16 protein-coding genes are annotated in these 15,784 nt (G+C 55.2%); 8 read left to right on the top strand and 8 right to left on the bottom strand.

The features are described 5' to 3' along the window. Positions 1 to 29 precede the first annotated feature (29 nt). Entirely contained in the window at positions 30 to 410 is a 381-nt protein-coding gene (locus AC6EI9_RS06385) for a YidH family protein (RefSeq protein WP_498469655.1), read from the bottom strand. A 4-nt stretch (positions 411 to 414) separates the two neighbouring features. On the opposite strand from AC6EI9_RS06385, the gene AC6EI9_RS06380 reads away from it, so the two are divergent. Beyond that, positions 415 to 585 (top strand): hypothetical protein, encoded by a 171-nt coding sequence (locus AC6EI9_RS06380; RefSeq protein WP_498469654.1) that lies wholly within the window; start codon positions 415 to 417, stop codon positions 583 to 585. Further along, complete coding sequence (locus AC6EI9_RS06375) at positions 572 to 931, top strand: DUF1622 domain-containing protein (protein WP_498469653.1); 360 nt, start codon at positions 572 to 574, stop codon at positions 929 to 931. Before AC6EI9_RS06380 ends, AC6EI9_RS06375 begins: the two co-directional genes overlap by 14 nt. 42 nt (positions 932 to 973) lie before the next feature. Here the strand turns inward: AC6EI9_RS06375 and AC6EI9_RS06370 are convergent, their stop codons facing one another. Then, positions 974 to 3,301, bottom strand: coding sequence for a sulfatase family protein (locus tag AC6EI9_RS06370; RefSeq protein ID WP_498469652.1), 2,328 nt, complete (start codon positions 3,299 to 3,301; stop codon positions 974 to 976). An 88-nt stretch (positions 3,302 to 3,389) separates the two neighbouring features. Here AC6EI9_RS06370 and AC6EI9_RS06365 point away from each other — a divergent pair, with 88 nt between their 5' ends. After that, complete coding sequence (locus AC6EI9_RS06365; RefSeq protein ID WP_498469949.1) at positions 3,390 to 3,461, top strand: hypothetical protein; 72 nt, start codon at positions 3,390 to 3,392, stop codon at positions 3,459 to 3,461. A gap of 50 nt (positions 3,462 to 3,511) precedes the next feature. On the opposite strand, the gene AC6EI9_RS06360 is transcribed toward AC6EI9_RS06365, so the two are convergent. From AC6EI9_RS06360 to AC6EI9_RS06350, 3 genes are all read right to left on the bottom strand, one after another. Next, positions 3,512 to 5,752: a sulfatase family protein gene (locus tag AC6EI9_RS06360; protein WP_498469651.1), complete on the bottom strand. Its 2,241-nt coding sequence runs from the start codon at positions 5,750 to 5,752 to the stop codon at positions 3,512 to 3,514. A 187-nt stretch (positions 5,753 to 5,939) separates the two neighbouring features. Further along, positions 5,940 to 6,959 carry an AraC family transcriptional regulator gene (locus AC6EI9_RS06355; RefSeq protein ID WP_498469650.1) on the bottom strand — a complete coding sequence of 340 codons (1,020 nt, stop codon included), beginning with the start codon at positions 6,957 to 6,959 and terminating at the stop codon, positions 5,940 to 5,942. Between the two features lie 202 nt (positions 6,960 to 7,161). After that, positions 7,162 to 8,223 (bottom strand): AraC family transcriptional regulator, encoded by a 1,062-nt coding sequence (locus tag AC6EI9_RS06350; protein ID WP_498469649.1) that lies wholly within the window; start codon positions 8,221 to 8,223, stop codon positions 7,162 to 7,164. A 130-nt stretch (positions 8,224 to 8,353) separates the two neighbouring features. Between AC6EI9_RS06350 and AC6EI9_RS06345 the strand changes: the two genes are divergently transcribed. After that, positions 8,354 to 9,418: a sulfotransferase family protein gene (locus tag AC6EI9_RS06345; protein WP_498469648.1), complete on the top strand. Its 1,065-nt coding sequence runs from the start codon at positions 8,354 to 8,356 to the stop codon at positions 9,416 to 9,418. A 14-nt stretch (positions 9,419 to 9,432) separates the two neighbouring features. Here AC6EI9_RS06345 and AC6EI9_RS06340 read toward each other — a convergent pair whose 3' ends face one another. Together AC6EI9_RS06340 and AC6EI9_RS06335 are read right to left on the bottom strand one after the other, a co-directional pair. Further along, complete coding sequence (locus AC6EI9_RS06340; RefSeq protein ID WP_498469647.1) at positions 9,433 to 10,503, bottom strand: hypothetical protein; 1,071 nt, start codon at positions 10,501 to 10,503, stop codon at positions 9,433 to 9,435. Continuing rightward, complete coding sequence (locus tag AC6EI9_RS06335; protein WP_498469646.1) at positions 10,500 to 10,997, bottom strand: hypothetical protein; 498 nt, start codon at positions 10,995 to 10,997, stop codon at positions 10,500 to 10,502. Before AC6EI9_RS06335 ends, AC6EI9_RS06340 begins: the two co-directional genes overlap by 4 nt. A gap of 123 nt (positions 10,998 to 11,120) precedes the next feature. Here AC6EI9_RS06335 and AC6EI9_RS06330 point away from each other — a divergent pair, with 123 nt between their 5' ends. From AC6EI9_RS06330 to AC6EI9_RS06315, 4 genes are all read left to right on the top strand, one after another. Then, positions 11,121 to 11,411 (top strand): hypothetical protein, encoded by a 291-nt coding sequence (locus AC6EI9_RS06330; RefSeq protein WP_498469645.1) that lies wholly within the window; start codon positions 11,121 to 11,123, stop codon positions 11,409 to 11,411. Further along, the gene (locus tag AC6EI9_RS06325) at positions 11,398 to 11,670 is read left to right on the top strand and encodes a DUF8678 family protein (RefSeq protein ID WP_413328113.1); all 273 of its coding nucleotides are present in this window, start codon (positions 11,398 to 11,400) and stop codon (positions 11,668 to 11,670) included. The genes AC6EI9_RS06330 and AC6EI9_RS06325 overlap by 14 nt, the downstream gene beginning before the upstream one ends. A gap of 217 nt (positions 11,671 to 11,887) precedes the next feature. Further along, the gene (locus tag AC6EI9_RS06320) at positions 11,888 to 12,010 is read left to right on the top strand and encodes a hypothetical protein (RefSeq protein WP_498469644.1); all 123 of its coding nucleotides are present in this window, start codon (positions 11,888 to 11,890) and stop codon (positions 12,008 to 12,010) included. 48 nt (positions 12,011 to 12,058) lie between these two features. Continuing rightward, the gene (locus tag AC6EI9_RS06315) at positions 12,059 to 14,554 is read left to right on the top strand and encodes a GH116 family glycosyl hydrolase (RefSeq protein ID WP_498469643.1); all 2,496 of its coding nucleotides are present in this window, start codon (positions 12,059 to 12,061) and stop codon (positions 14,552 to 14,554) included. Positions 14,555 to 14,659: 105 nt separating this feature from the next. Here the strand turns inward: AC6EI9_RS06315 and AC6EI9_RS06310 are convergent, their stop codons facing one another. Then, on the bottom strand, positions 14,660 to 15,739 hold the full coding sequence (locus tag AC6EI9_RS06310; RefSeq protein ID WP_498469642.1) for a phytanoyl-CoA dioxygenase family protein: 1,080 nt from the start codon (positions 15,737 to 15,739) through the stop codon (positions 14,660 to 14,662). Positions 15,740 to 15,784: the final 45 nt, after the last annotated feature.

Raw genomic sequence — 15,784 nt, 5'->3', positions numbered from 1 at the left:
GCGGTGGTGTATTGGAAAAGGCTTGGAGCTCAGATAAATCCAGACAGCAGCAGCAGAAAGGCAATCACACCGATCACCAGCACAGCTGTTGCTGTGGCAATCGAAAGCGATGGCTCATCCCGGTAGAGGTATGGGTCATTGCGCAAGCGCACCAGTTCACGTTTGTGCTGCCGCATGGCAATCAGCAACGTGAAAATGCCAACCCCGATGAATCCCATCGACATCAGCTGCACGCCGACGTCATTGCCGGTATTGGCTGCGCCTCCAGCATCGCGGATGGCACTGATGATTTTGTCGAGACCGAATCCAAAACTGATCAGAGCCAGGGCTGTTCGGATCCAGGCCAGAGTTGTGCGCTCCGCCGCCGCACGATTTCGGGTTTTGGCCAGCTCGGTATTGGTATTGCTCATCCGTATGGAAGGGCTGACCGCTGTCGACAGGCTAGAAATCGCCGTAGATGACGTCATCCTGAACTGCTCCCGATCGTGCTGGATTGTTGGTTTTGTTGTTCAGCAACTAGTGATTGTTGTTTTTGCCATTCACAATCACCCCAAACTGCGAGCAATCATTGATGGAATGGTCTGAACATCTGCTGACGCATTCAGCCGAAGCACTGCGCTTGATTCTTGAGTACCTGTCGGTGCTTTCTGTTGCAGTTGGCTTGATCGCGGTGTTCAGTCGCGGCGGGCCTTTGCGTCTGCGGGCGATTCCACCTCATCTCATGCAGAGAGGTCCGCTGACCGCAGCACGCCTGACCTTCGGTGGATGGGTGGCTCTGGCTCTGGAGTTTCAGCTGGGCGCCGATGTGGTCCAAACCACCATCAGCCGCGAAGCATCGGCATTGATTCAGCTGGGAGCAGTGGCACTGGTGCGCACATTTCTGAACTACTTTTTGAGCCTGGAGCTCAAAGAAAAAGAGCAGACTCCTTAAGAAGCCTGCTCAAGAAATAATCGTTCCCTCCAATGATGTTGGCTAACTGACTGATTTGAGATATTCCACGTTCATGGTGTGGATTGTTCCATTGAACTTGAACGGCGCACGCTCGCGGTACTCCATTGAAACCGGAGACCCCAGTGCCTGACCAACGTCAAGGCAGTCATTAGCCGTCAAAATCAGAGCTGCCGGCCTCGGCACCGTGCCTTCGATCACTTGTGAGCCATTAAGGGATGCCTTGATCGAAATGGCACCCCTTGGATTGTCGTCGGTGTGCTGGGTGATGATTTCCAGTTTGTGGCGACCGGTTGGCAGCGGCTGAGCGGAGCGCAGCTTGGTGCGTTCAATGATGAACAGGTTGTACTCATAGATGAGCATCCCCTCGTCCATATACAAGGTGAGACCACCTGAATTGGCGCCGAGTTTGTAGAGCACACCACTTGCACTCTCTGGAATTTCAATGTCGAGGGTGACCTTGTTGTCCAGGGAGCCGAGTCGTGGTGCGCAGGGCTCTGGAATTCTGGTGATCGTACCTGGGAATTTCCAGGATGTGGCATCGGGTGCAACCTTCAATTCCGGATGGAACACGAGAGTCCAGAGGCCGCCGCCGACTGGCAGGTTCTTGTACTTCGCCGATTCCACCAGGAACTGATTCTTGAGCGCTTGCAGTTTCTCGGGATGCTGATCGGCGAGGTTATGGGCCTGGCTCCAATCCTCCTCGATGTTGTAGAGCTCCCACTCGTCGGTGTCGGGTGACCAGGTGTAGATGTCGGGGGAAAAGCCCTTGACCCATGGCAGGCGAGGACCAACGGCGCCAGCCATCCAGCCTTCGTGATAAATGGATCGTGATCCAAAGATGTCGAAGAACTGGGTCTTCAGTTGTCCGGGCGCATCCGGTGCATTGAGGGCGTAGGCAAAGCTGGTGCCGTGAATCGGATCCTGCGTGACACCATTCACCATCTTGGGTGGAGTGATTCCAACCAGCTCGTAGATGGTGGGCACCAGATCGTTGCAGTGATGGAACTGAGCACGAGGCTTGGGATCCGGCTTGATGCCCTTGGGCCACTTGATGGCCATCGGATTGCGGGTGCCGCCGAAGTAAGACCCCATCAATTTCATGCCTTGATAAGGCGTGCTGCCCGCCCAGGCCCAGCCTGCGTGGTACATGTTGTCGACTAACGGGGAGCCAATAGCATCGAGTCCGCCCAGTTCATCGAGCACCTTGATGTGCTCATCAATCTCCGTCGTAATCCCGTTTTGAGTGAGCATCTCTGAAATCGTGCCTTCCTGGCCTTCCCCTGAGGAGCCGTTGTCTCCCCAGATGTAGACGACCAGGGTGTTCTCCTCGTAGCCGAGTCGTTCAATCTCGGAAAGGATGCGACCAACCTGCTGATCGGTGTGTTCAGCAAAGCCAGCTAGCACTTCCATCAAACGCGACTGGAAGGGTTTCTGGTGTGCAGGAATGGAATCCCACTCCTCCATGAGGGGATGGCGTGGTGTGAGCTGGGCGTTTTCGGGAATCCAGCCTTTGGCTTTGGCATTTTTGAAAGCACGTTCGCGGTAGGCGTCCCAGCCATCGTCGAACTTGCCTTTGTATTTATCCGCCCACTCCTTGTTCACATGGTGAGGACCATGCAGGGCACCGGATGCCCAGTACATGTAGAAGGGCTTTTCCGGACGGAGGGCGTTGTGCGTTTGCAGCCAGGTGATGGCGTCATCGGCGAGGTCTTCACTGATGTGATATCCCTCTTCGGGTGATTTCGGTGGCAAGACCACCGTGGTGTTGCGCACCAGATGGGGTTCGTACTGGGAGGCTTCACCGGCGAGAAAGCCGTAGAAGTACTCAAAGCCGAGTCCGGTTGGCCAGTTCTCGAAGGGACCAGCCGCAGAGGTCTCTGTGGCTGGAGTGTTGTGCCACTTGCCCCATGCAGCGGTGGCGTAGCCGTAGTTGCGCAGCACGTCGGCCTGCAGGGCACAGCTTTCGGGAATCCGGCCTGAATAACCGTCCCAGTCGTTGGCGAATTCACAGATCTGGCCGTTACCCACGAAGGTGTGGTTGCGACCGGTCAGTAGCGATGATCGTGTTGGTGAACACATCGCTGTGGTGTGGAAGCGATTGAAGGCCACACCACCGTCTTTCACTGCCTGAAGATTTGGAGTGTGAACATCACCTCCAAGACAATCCGGCAGCGCCGGACCTGCATCATCAATCAGCACTACAAGAATGTTCGGTGCATCGTCTGGAAGATATTTTGGATCAGGCAGTGGGCTGTACGTCGAATTCTGCATCGTCGTTCCAGCCTTGCTTCCCGATGGTTTGGCGGGGAATGGCAGGATCGAACCATCGACTTGTCGGCTAGTACTCATGGAAGAAACGGGCGCAGTGTTAGTGCTATCCCTCTGTTGGTAGCCGCCTTCTCTGGTCAAGCCAAGTGTTGCTGATCAGCTGGGAGCAGTGGCACTGGTGCGCACATTTCTGAACTACTTTTTGAGCCTGGAGCTCAAAGAAAAAGAGCAGACTCCGTGAAGAAGTCTGCTCGCTGCCATTGTTGATCGATTTAACCAATCGTGGCTGTCTTAGTCGGTGTAGTCCACGTTCATCTGGTGGATGGTGCCGTTGAACTTGAACGGAGCACGCTTGCGGTAGTCCATTGAAACCGCCGAGCCCAGTGACTGGCCCACATCAAGGCAATCGTTGGCGGTGAAGAGCAGCGCAGCCACTCGGGGCACAACGCCGTCGATCACCGGCGAGCCATTGAGGGATGCCTTGATTGAAATGGCACCCCTTGGGTTGTCGTCGGTGTGCTGGGTGATGATTTCCAGTTTGTGGCGACCGGTTGGCAGCGGCTGAGCGGAGCGCAGTTTGGTGCGTTCAATGATGAACAGGTTGTACTCATAGATGAGCACCCCCTGATCCATGTACAGGGTGAGTCCACCTGAATTGGCACCAAATTCGTAGAGCACACCCGTGCCATTTTCTGGAATCTCAAGGTCGAGGACGACCTTGTTGTTGAGGCAGCCAAGCCGTGGAGCGCAGGGCTCTGGAATTCTGGTGATGTTGCCTGGAAGTTCCCACGACTTGGCATCGGGTGCAACCTTCAGTTCCGGGTGGAAGATGACGGTCCAGAGGCCGCCGCCGATCGGCAGATTCTTGTATTTAGCCGATTCCACCAGGAACTGATTCTTCATCGCCTGCAGCTTCTCGGGATGCTGATCGGCGATGTTGTTGGCCTGGCTCCAGTCCTCCTCGAGGTTGTAAAGCTCCCACTCGTCAGTGTTCGGCGACCAGGTGAGGATGTCGGGGTCGACGCCTTTCACCCAGGGCAGGCGCGGTCCCACGGCGCCAGCCATCCAGCCTTCGTGATAAATGGATCGTGATCCAAAGATGTCGAAGAACTGGGTCTTCAGTTCACCAGGTGCATCCGGTGAATTGAAGGCGTAGGCAAAGCTGGTGCCATGAATGGGATCCTGCGTGACACCATTCACCATCTTGGGTGGAGTGATTCCAACCAGCTCGTAGATGGTGGGCACCAGATCGTTGCAGTGATGGAACTGAGCACGAGGCTTGGGATCCGGCTTGATGCCCTTGGGCCACTTGACCATCATGGGGTTACGGGTGCCACCGAAGTAAGACCCCATCAATTTCATGCCTTGATAAGGCGTGCTGCCCGCCCAGGCCCAGCCTGCGTGGTACATGTTGTCGACCAGATCGGAGCCAATGGCATCGAGACCGCCCAGGTCGTCGAGCACCTTGATGTGTTCATCGATCTCCGTGGCCACGGAGTTCTGAGCAAGCAACTCAGAGATGGTGCCATCCTGCCCTTCACCGGAGGATCCGTTGTCTCCCCAGATGTAGACAACCAGGGTGTTCTCCTCATATCCGAGCCGTTCAATCTCGGAAAGAATGCGGCCAACCTGATGATCGGTGTGTTCAGCGAAACCAGCTAGCACTTCCATCAAACGCGATTGGAAGGGTTTCTGGTGATCGGGGATGGAGTCCCAAGCGGCTAAGCGGGGGTGGCGTGGTGTGAGCTGGGCGTTCTCGGGAATCCAGCCTTTGGCTTTGGCATTTTTGAACGCCTTTTCGCGATAGGCATCCCAGCCCTCGTCGAACTTGCCCTTGTACTTATCAGCCCACTCCTTGTTCACATGGTGAGGACCATGCAGGGCACCGGATGCCCAGTACATGTAGAAGGGCGCGTCCGGCCGCAGCGCTTTGTGGGTTTGCAGCCAGCTGATGGCGTCATCGGCAAGATCTTCACTGACGTGGTATTCCTTGCCCTCTTGTTTCGGAGGCAACACGACTGTGGTATTGCGCACCAGATGGGGTTCGTACTGGGAGCATTCGCCGGCGAGGAAGCCGTAGAAGTATTCAAAGCCGAGTCCGGTTGGCCAGTTCTCGAAAGGACCTGCAGCCGTGGTTTCGGTTGACGGTGTGTTGTGCCACTTGCCCCATGCTCCGGTGGCGTAGCCGTAGTTGCGCAGCACGTCGGCCTGCAGGGCACAGCTTTCAGGAATCCGGCCTGAATAACCGTCCCAGTCGTTGGCTAGTTCACAGATCTGGCCGTTGCCCACGAAGGTGTGGTTGCGACCGGTCATCAGCGAAGAGCGTGTCGGCGAACACATCGCTGTGGTGTGGAAGCGATTGAAGCCAACGCCACCGTCTTTGACCGCCTGAAGCGTGGGCGTGTGGATTTCACCGCCGAGGCACTCCGGCATGGCCGGACCGGCATCGTCAATCAGAACTACCAGGATGTTGGGTGCATCCTCTGGAAGATATTTGGGATCGGGCAGGGGGCTGTACGTCGAGTCCTGCATCGTCGTACCAGCTTTGCTACCCGACGGTTTCGCGGGGAAGGGCAGGATCGACCCGTCAACTTGTAGTCGTGTACTCATGAATCTGAGGGTGCGGTATAGGTGCCAAGCCCTCTTTTGGTAGCCGTCTGCTGTTTCTGCGTCCCTTCAACAGGTTTCAGATGTGCACAAACGGGATCTGGTTCAAAAGCTACACATTGGCTGATTTCAGCCAGGTTTCGCTTGGAGTCTCATGGAAAATTTGCTGATAGGCCTTGGCAAAATGTCCACGGCTCTGGAATCGATAGTGCTGCGCGATTTCAGAGATCGTTTTGAAGTTTTTGTCTGCGCGTGCATCTGGAGAGCGCAGAATCCAATTCACTTGCTCAAGTCGCACTCGTTTCATCATCTCCATCGGACCCATGCCATAGGATTCCTTGGTTCCTTGGATCAATGTGCGCCTCGACGCGAAGAGTATTTCGCTGATTTGGTCGAGGTTGCAGTCATGCTCTGAATTTTCGAATCCCCAGGATACAAACTGTCTCACCAGATTTTGTCTGGGTGAAGGTGTGAAAGATAAATATTTTGAGCTTTTGTTGTTGCAAATTGCATCCAAGAATGAGCTATAAAGATGATTTGTTATTTGTCTGCGTTGCTGGGAGGTGGTGGGTGGATGGTCGAGAAAATATTGAAATTTTTGGCGGAACTGAGCGTGTAAAGAAGGATCTATTTGCAGTGCATTGTTCATTTCAAGCTGTTCAATGATGTCGTCTGAGTCGCAATGGCTGAGGAATGCATTGAAGCGACTGGTTGATAGAATCGCTAAATAAATTGTGGTGTTGGCTGACAGCTGAAAATGCGATTCGACTTGGCCTTGGCGAAAGCCATTGAGTGAATATCGTGCGAGAGGTATATTGAACAGCCGACATTCCTCTGCGAGGCCTGTGGCCTCCAGGCAAAAGCTCATGCAGTCGTGCCCGCGCTCTCCATTGAGCAGCAAGTGCTGATTGGTTTGGATCTCAATCAGCACAATATTGCCTAAACTGGCGAGCCTGAACCGCCCTTGCAGTCGTCCTTGGCTGAGTTGAACGGCGTCAAAGGACTTCCCGATCAATTGGAACAGCTGTTTGAGCTCGCTGGCGGAGTGAAAGGGTGAGTCCAAGGCCTGCTCAGCCTGCATGCCGCATGCTTGCTGGGGGCTTGATCCAGTGCTGGCGGCGGTTCTGGTCACGGAAGGGCTATGTGGACAATCAAGATATTCGTTTTTTCCTTCGCTAGCACAAATATTTAAAAAACTCGTGAATCAATTGTGCCAATGCGCCCCTTCATTGATCGTCAAGGAGCGGCTGGGTGCTCTCCGCTGCCGCCATGGCAGTCGCTCTGTCAATGACCCTTTTGGCAACCAACGATTGATTCGAGGTCTGCGGTGCGGATCAGTTTTCCGTTGCGCCGTTCAGTTGATGCTTGGCACCGGCAAGTGTTTTTCTTGGCGTTTCGCCGAAATAGCTTTGGTAGGAGGCCGAAAAATGTCCGCGACTCGTGAAACCAAAGTGATCCGCGATGTCGCCAATTTTGTGAAGTTCCAGTGAGTTGCGTAATTCATTGGATCTGAGCACGTAGTTGACTTGCTCTAGACGAATCATTCGTAGTAGCTCCATCGGACCTCTTTGAAAATTCTCTTTGCAACCTTGAATGAGTGTGCGTCGTGAGCTCAGCAGAATGTTGCTGATTTCATCAAGCTTAAGCGGTTGTGTACTGTTGTCAAAACCCCAATCAATCAAATCGCAAACGAGTTGCTGGCGTGGAGCGATTCTGAATGAGCTGTACTGATCGTATTTTGTTTCTGTAAAAACTTCAAGCATGAGAGAAAAAATATGTCCTGTGTGCAGTGACCTTTGCTCAGAATTGATTAATGGATTATTCAGGTGCCACGTTAGTTGGCGAGATATTTTTGAATAGTGCTCCGGTTGTAGTTGGAGTGAATTGCTGGTGTGAAGAGTCTCAAGTAATTTTGTTTGTCCGCAGCACTCGAGAAACCTGCCAAATTTTTTTGCTGAGGTAATTGCAATCACGCTGATTGAGCCTGCTGTTAGTTGAAAATGACTTTCTTGAAGATCAGGCTTAAACCCGTGAAGGGAAAAGGGTTCGATTGATTCAGAAAAAATCCGATGATCATCATGAACTCCGCTGGTTTCTAGGCTGAAGGCGATGGAGTCTTTGCCGCGTTCGCCGTTCAGCAAGAGCAGCTGATTCGTTTGAATCGAAAAAATGCTGAGATCTTTGAGGTGAACGACAGAAAAGTGGCCTTGAAGTTGCCCTGCCGAGAGCTGTAAAACATTAAAATTTTTCCCAAGTCTGAGTAGTGCAGCAGCTAGCTCGCTGGCACTGTTGAAGTTTGTGCTCCAGCTGACGCTTGCGCGTGTTGAGGAGGGAAGGGTGAAACGGCTGGATGTTGTGCTTAAGGCTTGTGCCATGACTTGCGCCTTCAGCAACATCGACGCAAATTATGCATAGGGAAGCAGCGGCTTTGGGCGACTGCCTTCCGAAAGCGGGAATTGCGCAACACTGCACGTGCGCTCCACTGCCTTCCCGTCAGCTGCTGCCGGTCGTTTCTCGAGGGGAGTCTTGTCTTTTTCCAAGCTTTCTGACGCTCTTGTTGCAGGAGGGTGCATTCGTCCCACCACACTGCTCGCAGGGTTGAGGCATGGCACTGTGTCTGTGAAGCGCTTACCAGTCGCTTTGCTGTTCACAGTCAGCGGTCTGGTTGTTGAGCCTTTTGCCTGGCTGCAATCCCTGTTGTTTCATCGCAGGATTCAGACATGCGGTTGCCCTGATGATCCTGTGGTGGTGATTGGACATTGGCGCAGTGGCACCACCTATCTGCATCAACTGTTGTCGGCTGATCCCTGTGCTGCCACGGCTCGTAACCAGTTCATCATTGCTCCTCAGGCTGCATTGATTCTGAAACCCTTTCTGAATCACGTCTTAAGGCGCGTCATGACACGGCATCGACCTATCGATGCCGTGTCGTGGGGGCCGGAGGATCCTCAGGAAGATGAGGTGGGTTTAGCTCGCCTCACCATGGACAGTCACATGGCTGGAATTGCTTTTCCTCAGGATTACCCGAGGCATTTCCGTCGCACTGTGCTGCATGGTTCGACTCAATTTGAACGACACTTTTTGCACTTCACACGGCTTACTTGGCTGTATGAGGGAGCCGGGAAGACTCACCTGGTGATTAAAAATTCTGTGCACACTGCTCGGATTGCATTGCTGCTGAGATTGTTTCCGCGTGCCCGTTTTGTGTATCTCTACCGCCGACCGTTGGATTCGATTCGTTCGTTGGTGCAAGTGAAGCAACGTTTGGCTCATTTGGTCGGATTGCAATTGCCGCCATCCAGCCTCCAGCAAGTTGAGGAAACAGCAGCGGCCCATGACCAATTGCAGGAAGCCTATGAGCGGTCCAAACATCTGATTCCGTCTGGACAATTGATTGAAGTTGCTTACGACGATCTGGTTCAGTCACCTCAGGTCACACTGCAGTGGATCTACCGCTCTCTTCAGATCAGTGGATGGAGCACAGCGCGACCTGCGATTGAGGCGCGCATTGCCAAGGGCAAGATGTACCAAGCTGAGCCAGTGGTCTTGGAGCCGGAAGCTGAGCAACGCCTGCGGGTACTGCTCAGCTGATCCGGCTTTGATGTTTACTGACCGAACGCCACCTGACAGGCGGCATTGAGCAGCTGGGCTTCGTTGCCGTTGTTGGGCGTTCCACCGTTAATGGTTCCTTGCCGGCAATCGGCGTAGAACCTTGCTGTGGAGTCGCCGTCGTCGGCCTCGAACGTCACCGTGTCACCGGTTGCGGTGACGCTGGGGTAATAGAGGGAGTACTCCGAGTCGGGCACAACGATGTAACTCACTTCGTTGCTCTGGGCAGTGTTGACCAGGCTGTTGATCACACCGAAGGTGGCCATGCTTGCCACGCCCCAGGCTGCTGCCCGGCCTGGATACCAACCCCAGTTGTTGTAGTAGGAACCGCCATACCAACCGCTGTTCCAGGGGCGGTTGTTATACCAGTTGTTGCCGCTGTACCAACCGTTGCCGTAGCGATCCCAGTTGTTGATCGCCTTACGTCGATTGTCTGAGCGTGTGTTGAACCGATCTGAGCGGTTGTTCTGGCGCGTGTCGAAGCGGTCGTTGCGATTGTTCTGGCGGTTGGAGCTGTTGTTCCGAACCTGGTTCTGGCGAGTACTCCTTGTGTTCTGCCTGTTGCTTTGGCGATTGGTGCTGTTGGTGCGTGCCTGGCCCTGGCGGTTGCTTCTGGTGCTCTGGCGATTGCCCTGGCGGTTGGCACTGTTGGTGCGTGCCTGGCCCTGACGTGACGAGCGTGAGGTTTGCCTTGTGCCCTGACGATTGCTGCGTGTGCTCGAGCGATTGCTCGAACGGCTGCCCGATCGACTGCCGCTGTAGTTGCTGAAGCCAGTACGGCCGCCACTTCTGGAGCTGCTGCGTGAACTGCTGCGTGAGCCGCGTGAACTGCTTCTGGAGCTGCTGCGTGAACTGCTGCGAGAGCTTCTGGAGCTGCTGCGTGAGCCACCGCGAGAGCCGCCACCACCGCCGCGGCGTTGGGCCAGCTGGATGTCCTCGCTGGAGCTTGGTGTGGCTGCTGATTCAGTACCGATGGCGGCCAGCCCAGCCGCTGGTTGCAGTGCCAGCACCAGGCCAAGGAGGCCGGCGAGACGGCGTCTGGAGGATCGGCGAGTGTTGATTGTCATTGTCTGATGGCCTCCTTCAGTCGATTGCAGCCGTTGTCGAAACACGCCACATCCACGCGGCCATTGGCAGCAAAGACCATTCCCACTTTGGTTCGGCCTTGCATGGCATCACCGCTGCCAACCAACACATCGGCGAGATATTTGGTGTTTTTCACGCAGAAGGCTTCGCTGTTGAAACAGAGCTCCTCTGCTTTGAAATCGATTGTTGCGTTCTTGACCGAGCTCCACGGTTTCGTGTTGCTGGCTCGGCCTTCGATGCGCACATAGGGATCGTCGATCACGCGATAACTCACGTTTTGCGATCCAAAGGTGTGAACGTATTCAGTGGTGTCGTCGACATTGGATGCCACGACTGTGCAGGAGTGGGTTTTGCCTGCGCTTCTGCAGGTGGTTTCCAGGGTGTAAAGCTCCTGGGCCACCGCTGCGGATGCGCTGAGGCTGCCGAGCAAGACCGTCAGGCCCGTCAGCACCCTGCAGCGAAAGAAGCTGTGCATGGGTGTAGGGGGTCGCGGAGGATTGCAATCCTCCATTTCGACACCATGACCATGAATGGATCACCAGGCCGTGGTTCTGCCTGATCGGGATCAGCTCGACTATTCAGAGGTACCTTGGCGCTAATGAATCTTCCCTCTGTTGTGCTCCGCCCCGTCGTTGTTGCGTTGGTGTTGTCGCTGTCGTCTGCCGGGTCTGTTCATGCCCTGGAGGACTGCAGCCTGATCAAGAGGCTGATGAACACACTCGGTGCCTCAATGGCCCGCAATCGGATGTTGATCGCGGCCTCGCAACAGACTGGTGACAACAAAGCCCAGGCCGAACAAGCGAGTGAATTGCTTTCGCGTCAGACCCGCAACTACAGGGATTTGAGGGAAGATTATGAACGCAACCGGTGTGGCCGTGACTGGGAATGATGCACAGGCAGAGCGCCGTCAGCGACTGCATGAGCTGCTGCTTGCCCTGATCGCTCGCCAGGAGGACCTTGAGCTGATGGATGCCGACGGCCCCTCCGGATTCACCAGCTCCGGTGCTGGTGAGGGTCCAGCGGAAGCAGCGCGCTGGTTGGACCGTAACCGGCGTGTGCTGCAGCACTACCAATCACTGGTGCGCACTGCAGTGACGTTGGATGCCCTGTTGGACGCCGAGCAGGTTCTGCCCTCCAGGGAGATTTGAGATCAGAGTCGCAGCAGCGCAGCCGCAGCAATTTGGCTAGTGGTGCATCAATCCTTTCGCTAAGCCGTGCGGTTGACCAACCGCCAATCATCTACAAGTTGCACAGCATCACCAACAGGCCACCCCCACCCGTTTTGGCTTTTCCCTGACCTGGCTGGTTGGTTCACTGCTGAAAGCCCCTTACCAGTGGGATCGTTTCTGGCTGTAAGTCAGTGCGATGGTTCAGATCCTGATTGTCGCGGCAGTGGCCCTGCTCTATCTGGTGGGGGTATTCGCTGGGATCCGCTTTGGTCAGGGCGCATTGACCATCGCCATTCCGGCATGTTTGCCATGGCGATGAGCACAGACCGTTCAGGTCTGGCAGGCTGGGTCGACTCTCTGCCTCTGCATGGCTCGGTTTGGACTGACTGCTCTGCGTTCGCTGCTGCGTCGCAGTCCCCGTCCTGAAGCCTGGAGTGCTCCGCAGGCCAGCTGGAGCAGGCCATTTGGACTGGACTGGGATCAGCCCTACACGGTCCGTTATGCCAGCAATCTCGATGACGGCCCTAATCACGGCATGCCGCTGGGTGGCTTCGGGGCTGGCTGCATCGGCCGGGCTCCGGATGGCAACGTCAACCTCTGGCATCTCGATGGTGGTGAGCATTGGTTCGGCGTGCTTCCCGATTGTCAGTTCGCCCTTTTTGAGAGCAATGGCAGAAGCAGGCGCGCCCATGCCCTGGCGGTGAAGCCGCAGGCGGATGCCTCCAGACCGGAGGCGGCTGACCCACTTCAGGCCTGGGACTGGTACCCCGCCAGCACACGGGAGCGCAGTACGGGCACCTACGCCGCCCGCTATCCGCTCAGTTGGACGCAGTACGACGGCGTTTATGACGCCGATGTGCGTTGTGAGGCGTTCAGCCCGATTCTTCCTGGCGATTACCAGCGCACCAGTTATCCGGTGGCCGTGTTCGTGTGGACCTTGCGCAACCCCACCAAACAACCGCTCGATCTCTCCCTGTTGCTGAGCTGGCGCAACAGCTGCGGTTGGTTCACCAACACCGATGCTTCTGCTGAAGTGCATTTCCGCGATGACGGCAGTCCGGAGCACAACTACGCCCCTGCGATCGGCCGCACCGAGGGTCAACGCAACCGTTATGTCGACGACGGCAAGTTGCGGGGAGTGCTGCTCGAGGGCAATGTCTCCGTTCCGATCGCTGAAGGTGAAGGTCAGTGGTGCATTGCTTCCACTGAGCAACCAGGTGTGAGCATTCAACGCTGCAGCCGCTGGAACCCTGCGGGTGACGGCAGTGAGCTGTGGAACAGCTTCAGCGACGACGGCTCGATCCCCAACAGCAACAATGATCGGCACAGTGGCAGCGATGATCCACTCAGTGCAGCCCTGGCGGTTCGTTGTCAGCTGGCTCCCGGGGAGAGCATCGAGATCCCTGTGGTGATCAGCTGGGATCTACCGGTGACGGCCTTTGCGACCGGCAGCAAAGCCCTGCGCCGTTACACCGATTTCTTTGGCACTGGTGGCAACCAGGCCGCGGCGATTGCCGCCGAAGCACTGCGCGACTGGAAGCAGTGGAGGGATCAGATCGACGCCTGGCAGCAGCCGGTGCTGCAGTGCAGTGAGTTGCCGGAGCCGTTGAGGATGGCGCTGTTCAATGAGCTCTACGACCTCTGTAGTGGTGGCAGCCTCTGGAGTGCGGCATCACCGGAGGATCCCCATGGCCGTTTCGGTGTGCTCGAGTGCCTCGACTACGCCTGGTATGAAAGCTTGGATGTGCGCCTGTATGGCTCCTTTGCCTTGCTGCAGCTGTGGCCGGAGCTGGATAAATCGGTGCTGCGCAGCTTCGCGCGGGCCATCCCTGCGGCGGATTCCACTCAGAGACCGATCGGTTGGTATTTCACCCAGGGCAAGGGCCGGGTGGAAGCTGATCGCAAGGTGAAGGGCGCAACCCCGCATGATCTCGGTGCACCCAACGAGCAGCCCTGGGACGCCACCAACTACACCGCCTATCAAGACTGCAACCTCTGGAAGGATCTCGGCAGTGATTTTGTGCTGCAGGTGTGGCGCACCTACAAGCTGGCCCCCAGCGGCGAAGATCTGAGCTTTCTGGCCGAGTGCTGGCCAGCTGCTGTTGAAGCGCTGCGCTACCTGAAAACCTTTGATGTGAATGACGACGGCCTGCCGGATAACGGCGGAGCGCCGGATCAGACTTTTGACGATTGGCCTTTGAAGGGTGTGAGCGCCTATTGCGGTGCGCTCTGGATCGCTGCCTTGGAGGCGGCTTTGGCGATCGCCCAGACGCTGCAGCTCAAAACCGGATTGGAGACGTCCTCCGAGCAGCATGAGTTTGGCTGCTGGTTGGAGCAATCACGCAGTAATTTCGACAAGCTGCTCTGGAACGGCGAGTTTTACGACATCGATGCCGAAAGTGGTACGCCAGTGGTGATGGCGGATCAGCTCTGCGGTGATTTCTATGCCCGCTTGCTCGGTTTGGAGCCTGTGGTGAGCGAAGCCAACAGCCGCAGCACGCTCAAGGCGGTGAAGGAAGCCTGCTTTGAAAAATTCGAAGCCGGAACCTTGGGTGTGGCCAATGGCCTGCGTCGTGATGGCACGCCGTTGGATCCCAACGGCACTCATCCTCTGGAGGTGTGGACCGGCATCAATTTCGGTATCGCCAGCTATTTCCAGTTGATGGGCGAAGGGCAAACAGCGGAAGCAATCTGTTCAGCGGTGGTGAATCAGGTGTATACGGGAGGGTTGCAGTTCCGTACGCCGGAAGCGATCACGGCAGTGAACACTTTCCGTGCCTGCCACTATCTGCGAGCCATGGCGATCTGGGGGCTCTGGGCAACGCAGACCGATTGGGAGGTGATTCCCGGTGCTCAGCGATAATCTTCGTCATACATAACTTCGAGGGTGAAAATTAAACAAATAATTCATTGACTACAAGGATGTTTGAAAGTTTTGCAAACGGACTTTAAAGCAATTGTCTTCTTATTAGCTTACTCTTCTGCCTTCGTTTTTGCCAAACAAGGCGTAATGCAATGCTGGATCTTTTTTAGCCCACTCCTCTCTGTCTAGACATGATTTATTCAGTTTGTAATAATTTTTGGCGTCGAATCCTGATGGGTAGCGGTAACGTGGCAGGTGTTTCCAGGTGAGATGGCAATAGGGATAGGGTGATGTTGGTTGAGTATGAACATCCTGGTACCAGTACATTGGCACTGAGTCGATTGGGCAGTAATGCGTAACCAGGCTTCGACGCGTTGGCCGGAAATTATTGTTTCTCATCTGCACAATGCTTCCTCCATGAATAAGCTGACTGCTCCAAATTAAAACATCGCCTTTGCAGGGCCGGTAAATGTGAGATCCTAAAACTTCGGAAAGTTGCTGAAGTTCATTCAGTCGATTGCGGTGAGAGGTCTCGTCATGATTATTCCACCATAATGAACGTTCCCCTCCAGAGAAGATATGTTGACACTGGACGTCGTTGCTGGAGTTAAAACGTAATTGCCGTAGGGTGTGGGACGCCGGCACGACAATCAGCTCCCCTGAGTCTGGCTGAATATCCTCCAAGGCAATCCAGCTGGCTATGAGTTTCAGCGGCCTGGACACTCGGACATACATTGGGTCCTGGTGCAGAGCCTGTTGGCTTCCATAAGTGAAAGCCAATTGTTGATATGCTAAAACTTCACTGTTGAGTGCTCTTATTAGTAATTCGCGTAAAGCAGGGGCAAAACACGCTTCTATTGCTGCTTCTTGATTGCGGTAAAGGTCCATTCCCCGATATCGACATTGGCTGCGCTCTACGACTTGTTGTGACAATGGGACGCCATAGATTCTTCCTTTTTCAGGGTCGTCATATTCAACCCAGAGGTCATGTGGATTCTCGAAGGCTGTCGACGGATCAATTAAGGCTGCCAGCTTGTCGCAAACGCTGGATGGGATAGCTCCAGGAAGAACGGTATATCCCTGGCTGAAGAGTTCCTGTAAATGGATGTTGGTACTGCGTTGTACGTTTTCAGGTCGTTCGCATGCCAGCAGGTCAGTTTCGCGGAATCTGGGAAGGCACTGCAATGGGGTTAGCTCCTCAGAGATGGGTGAACGCCACGACTGAGGATT

This window comes from Synechococcus sp. MIT2312 (assembly GCF_059772315.1).
This window is presented reverse-complemented; position numbering and strand designations above follow the sequence as displayed.

Bases quoted from the DNA above. Each gene is read 5' to 3' on its own strand.
- AC6EI9_RS06315 (WP_498469643.1), top strand. From the start codon at position 12,059: ATGGCTCGGTTTGGACTGACTGCTCTGCGTTCGCTGCTGCGTCGCAGT.
- AC6EI9_RS06330 (WP_498469645.1), top strand. From the start codon at position 11,121: ATGAATCTTCCCTCTGTTGTGCTCCGCCCCGTCGTTGTTGCGTTGGTG.
- AC6EI9_RS06385 (WP_498469655.1), bottom strand. From the start codon at position 410: ATGAGCAATACCAATACCGAGCTGGCCAAAACCCGAAATCGTGCGGCG.
- AC6EI9_RS06335 (WP_498469646.1), bottom strand. From the start codon at position 10,997: ATGCACAGCTTCTTTCGCTGCAGGGTGCTGACGGGCCTGACGGTCTTG.
- AC6EI9_RS06375 (WP_498469653.1), top strand. From the start codon at position 572: ATGGAATGGTCTGAACATCTGCTGACGCATTCAGCCGAAGCACTGCGC.
- AC6EI9_RS06370 (WP_498469652.1), bottom strand. From the start codon at position 3,301: ATGAGTACTAGCCGACAAGTCGATGGTTCGATCCTGCCATTCCCCGCC.
- AC6EI9_RS06350 (WP_498469649.1), bottom strand. From the start codon at position 8,223: ATGTTGCTGAAGGCGCAAGTCATGGCACAAGCCTTAAGCACAACATCC.
- AC6EI9_RS06360 (WP_498469651.1), bottom strand. From the start codon at position 5,752: ATGCAGGACTCGACGTACAGCCCCCTGCCCGATCCCAAATATCTTCCA.
- AC6EI9_RS06340 (WP_498469647.1), bottom strand. From the start codon at position 10,503: ATGACAATCAACACTCGCCGATCCTCCAGACGCCGTCTCGCCGGCCTC.
- AC6EI9_RS06320 (WP_498469644.1), top strand. From the start codon at position 11,888: ATGGTTCAGATCCTGATTGTCGCGGCAGTGGCCCTGCTCTATCTGGTG.
- AC6EI9_RS06380 (WP_498469654.1), top strand. From the start codon at position 415: ATGGAAGGGCTGACCGCTGTCGACAGGCTAGAAATCGCCGTAGATGAC.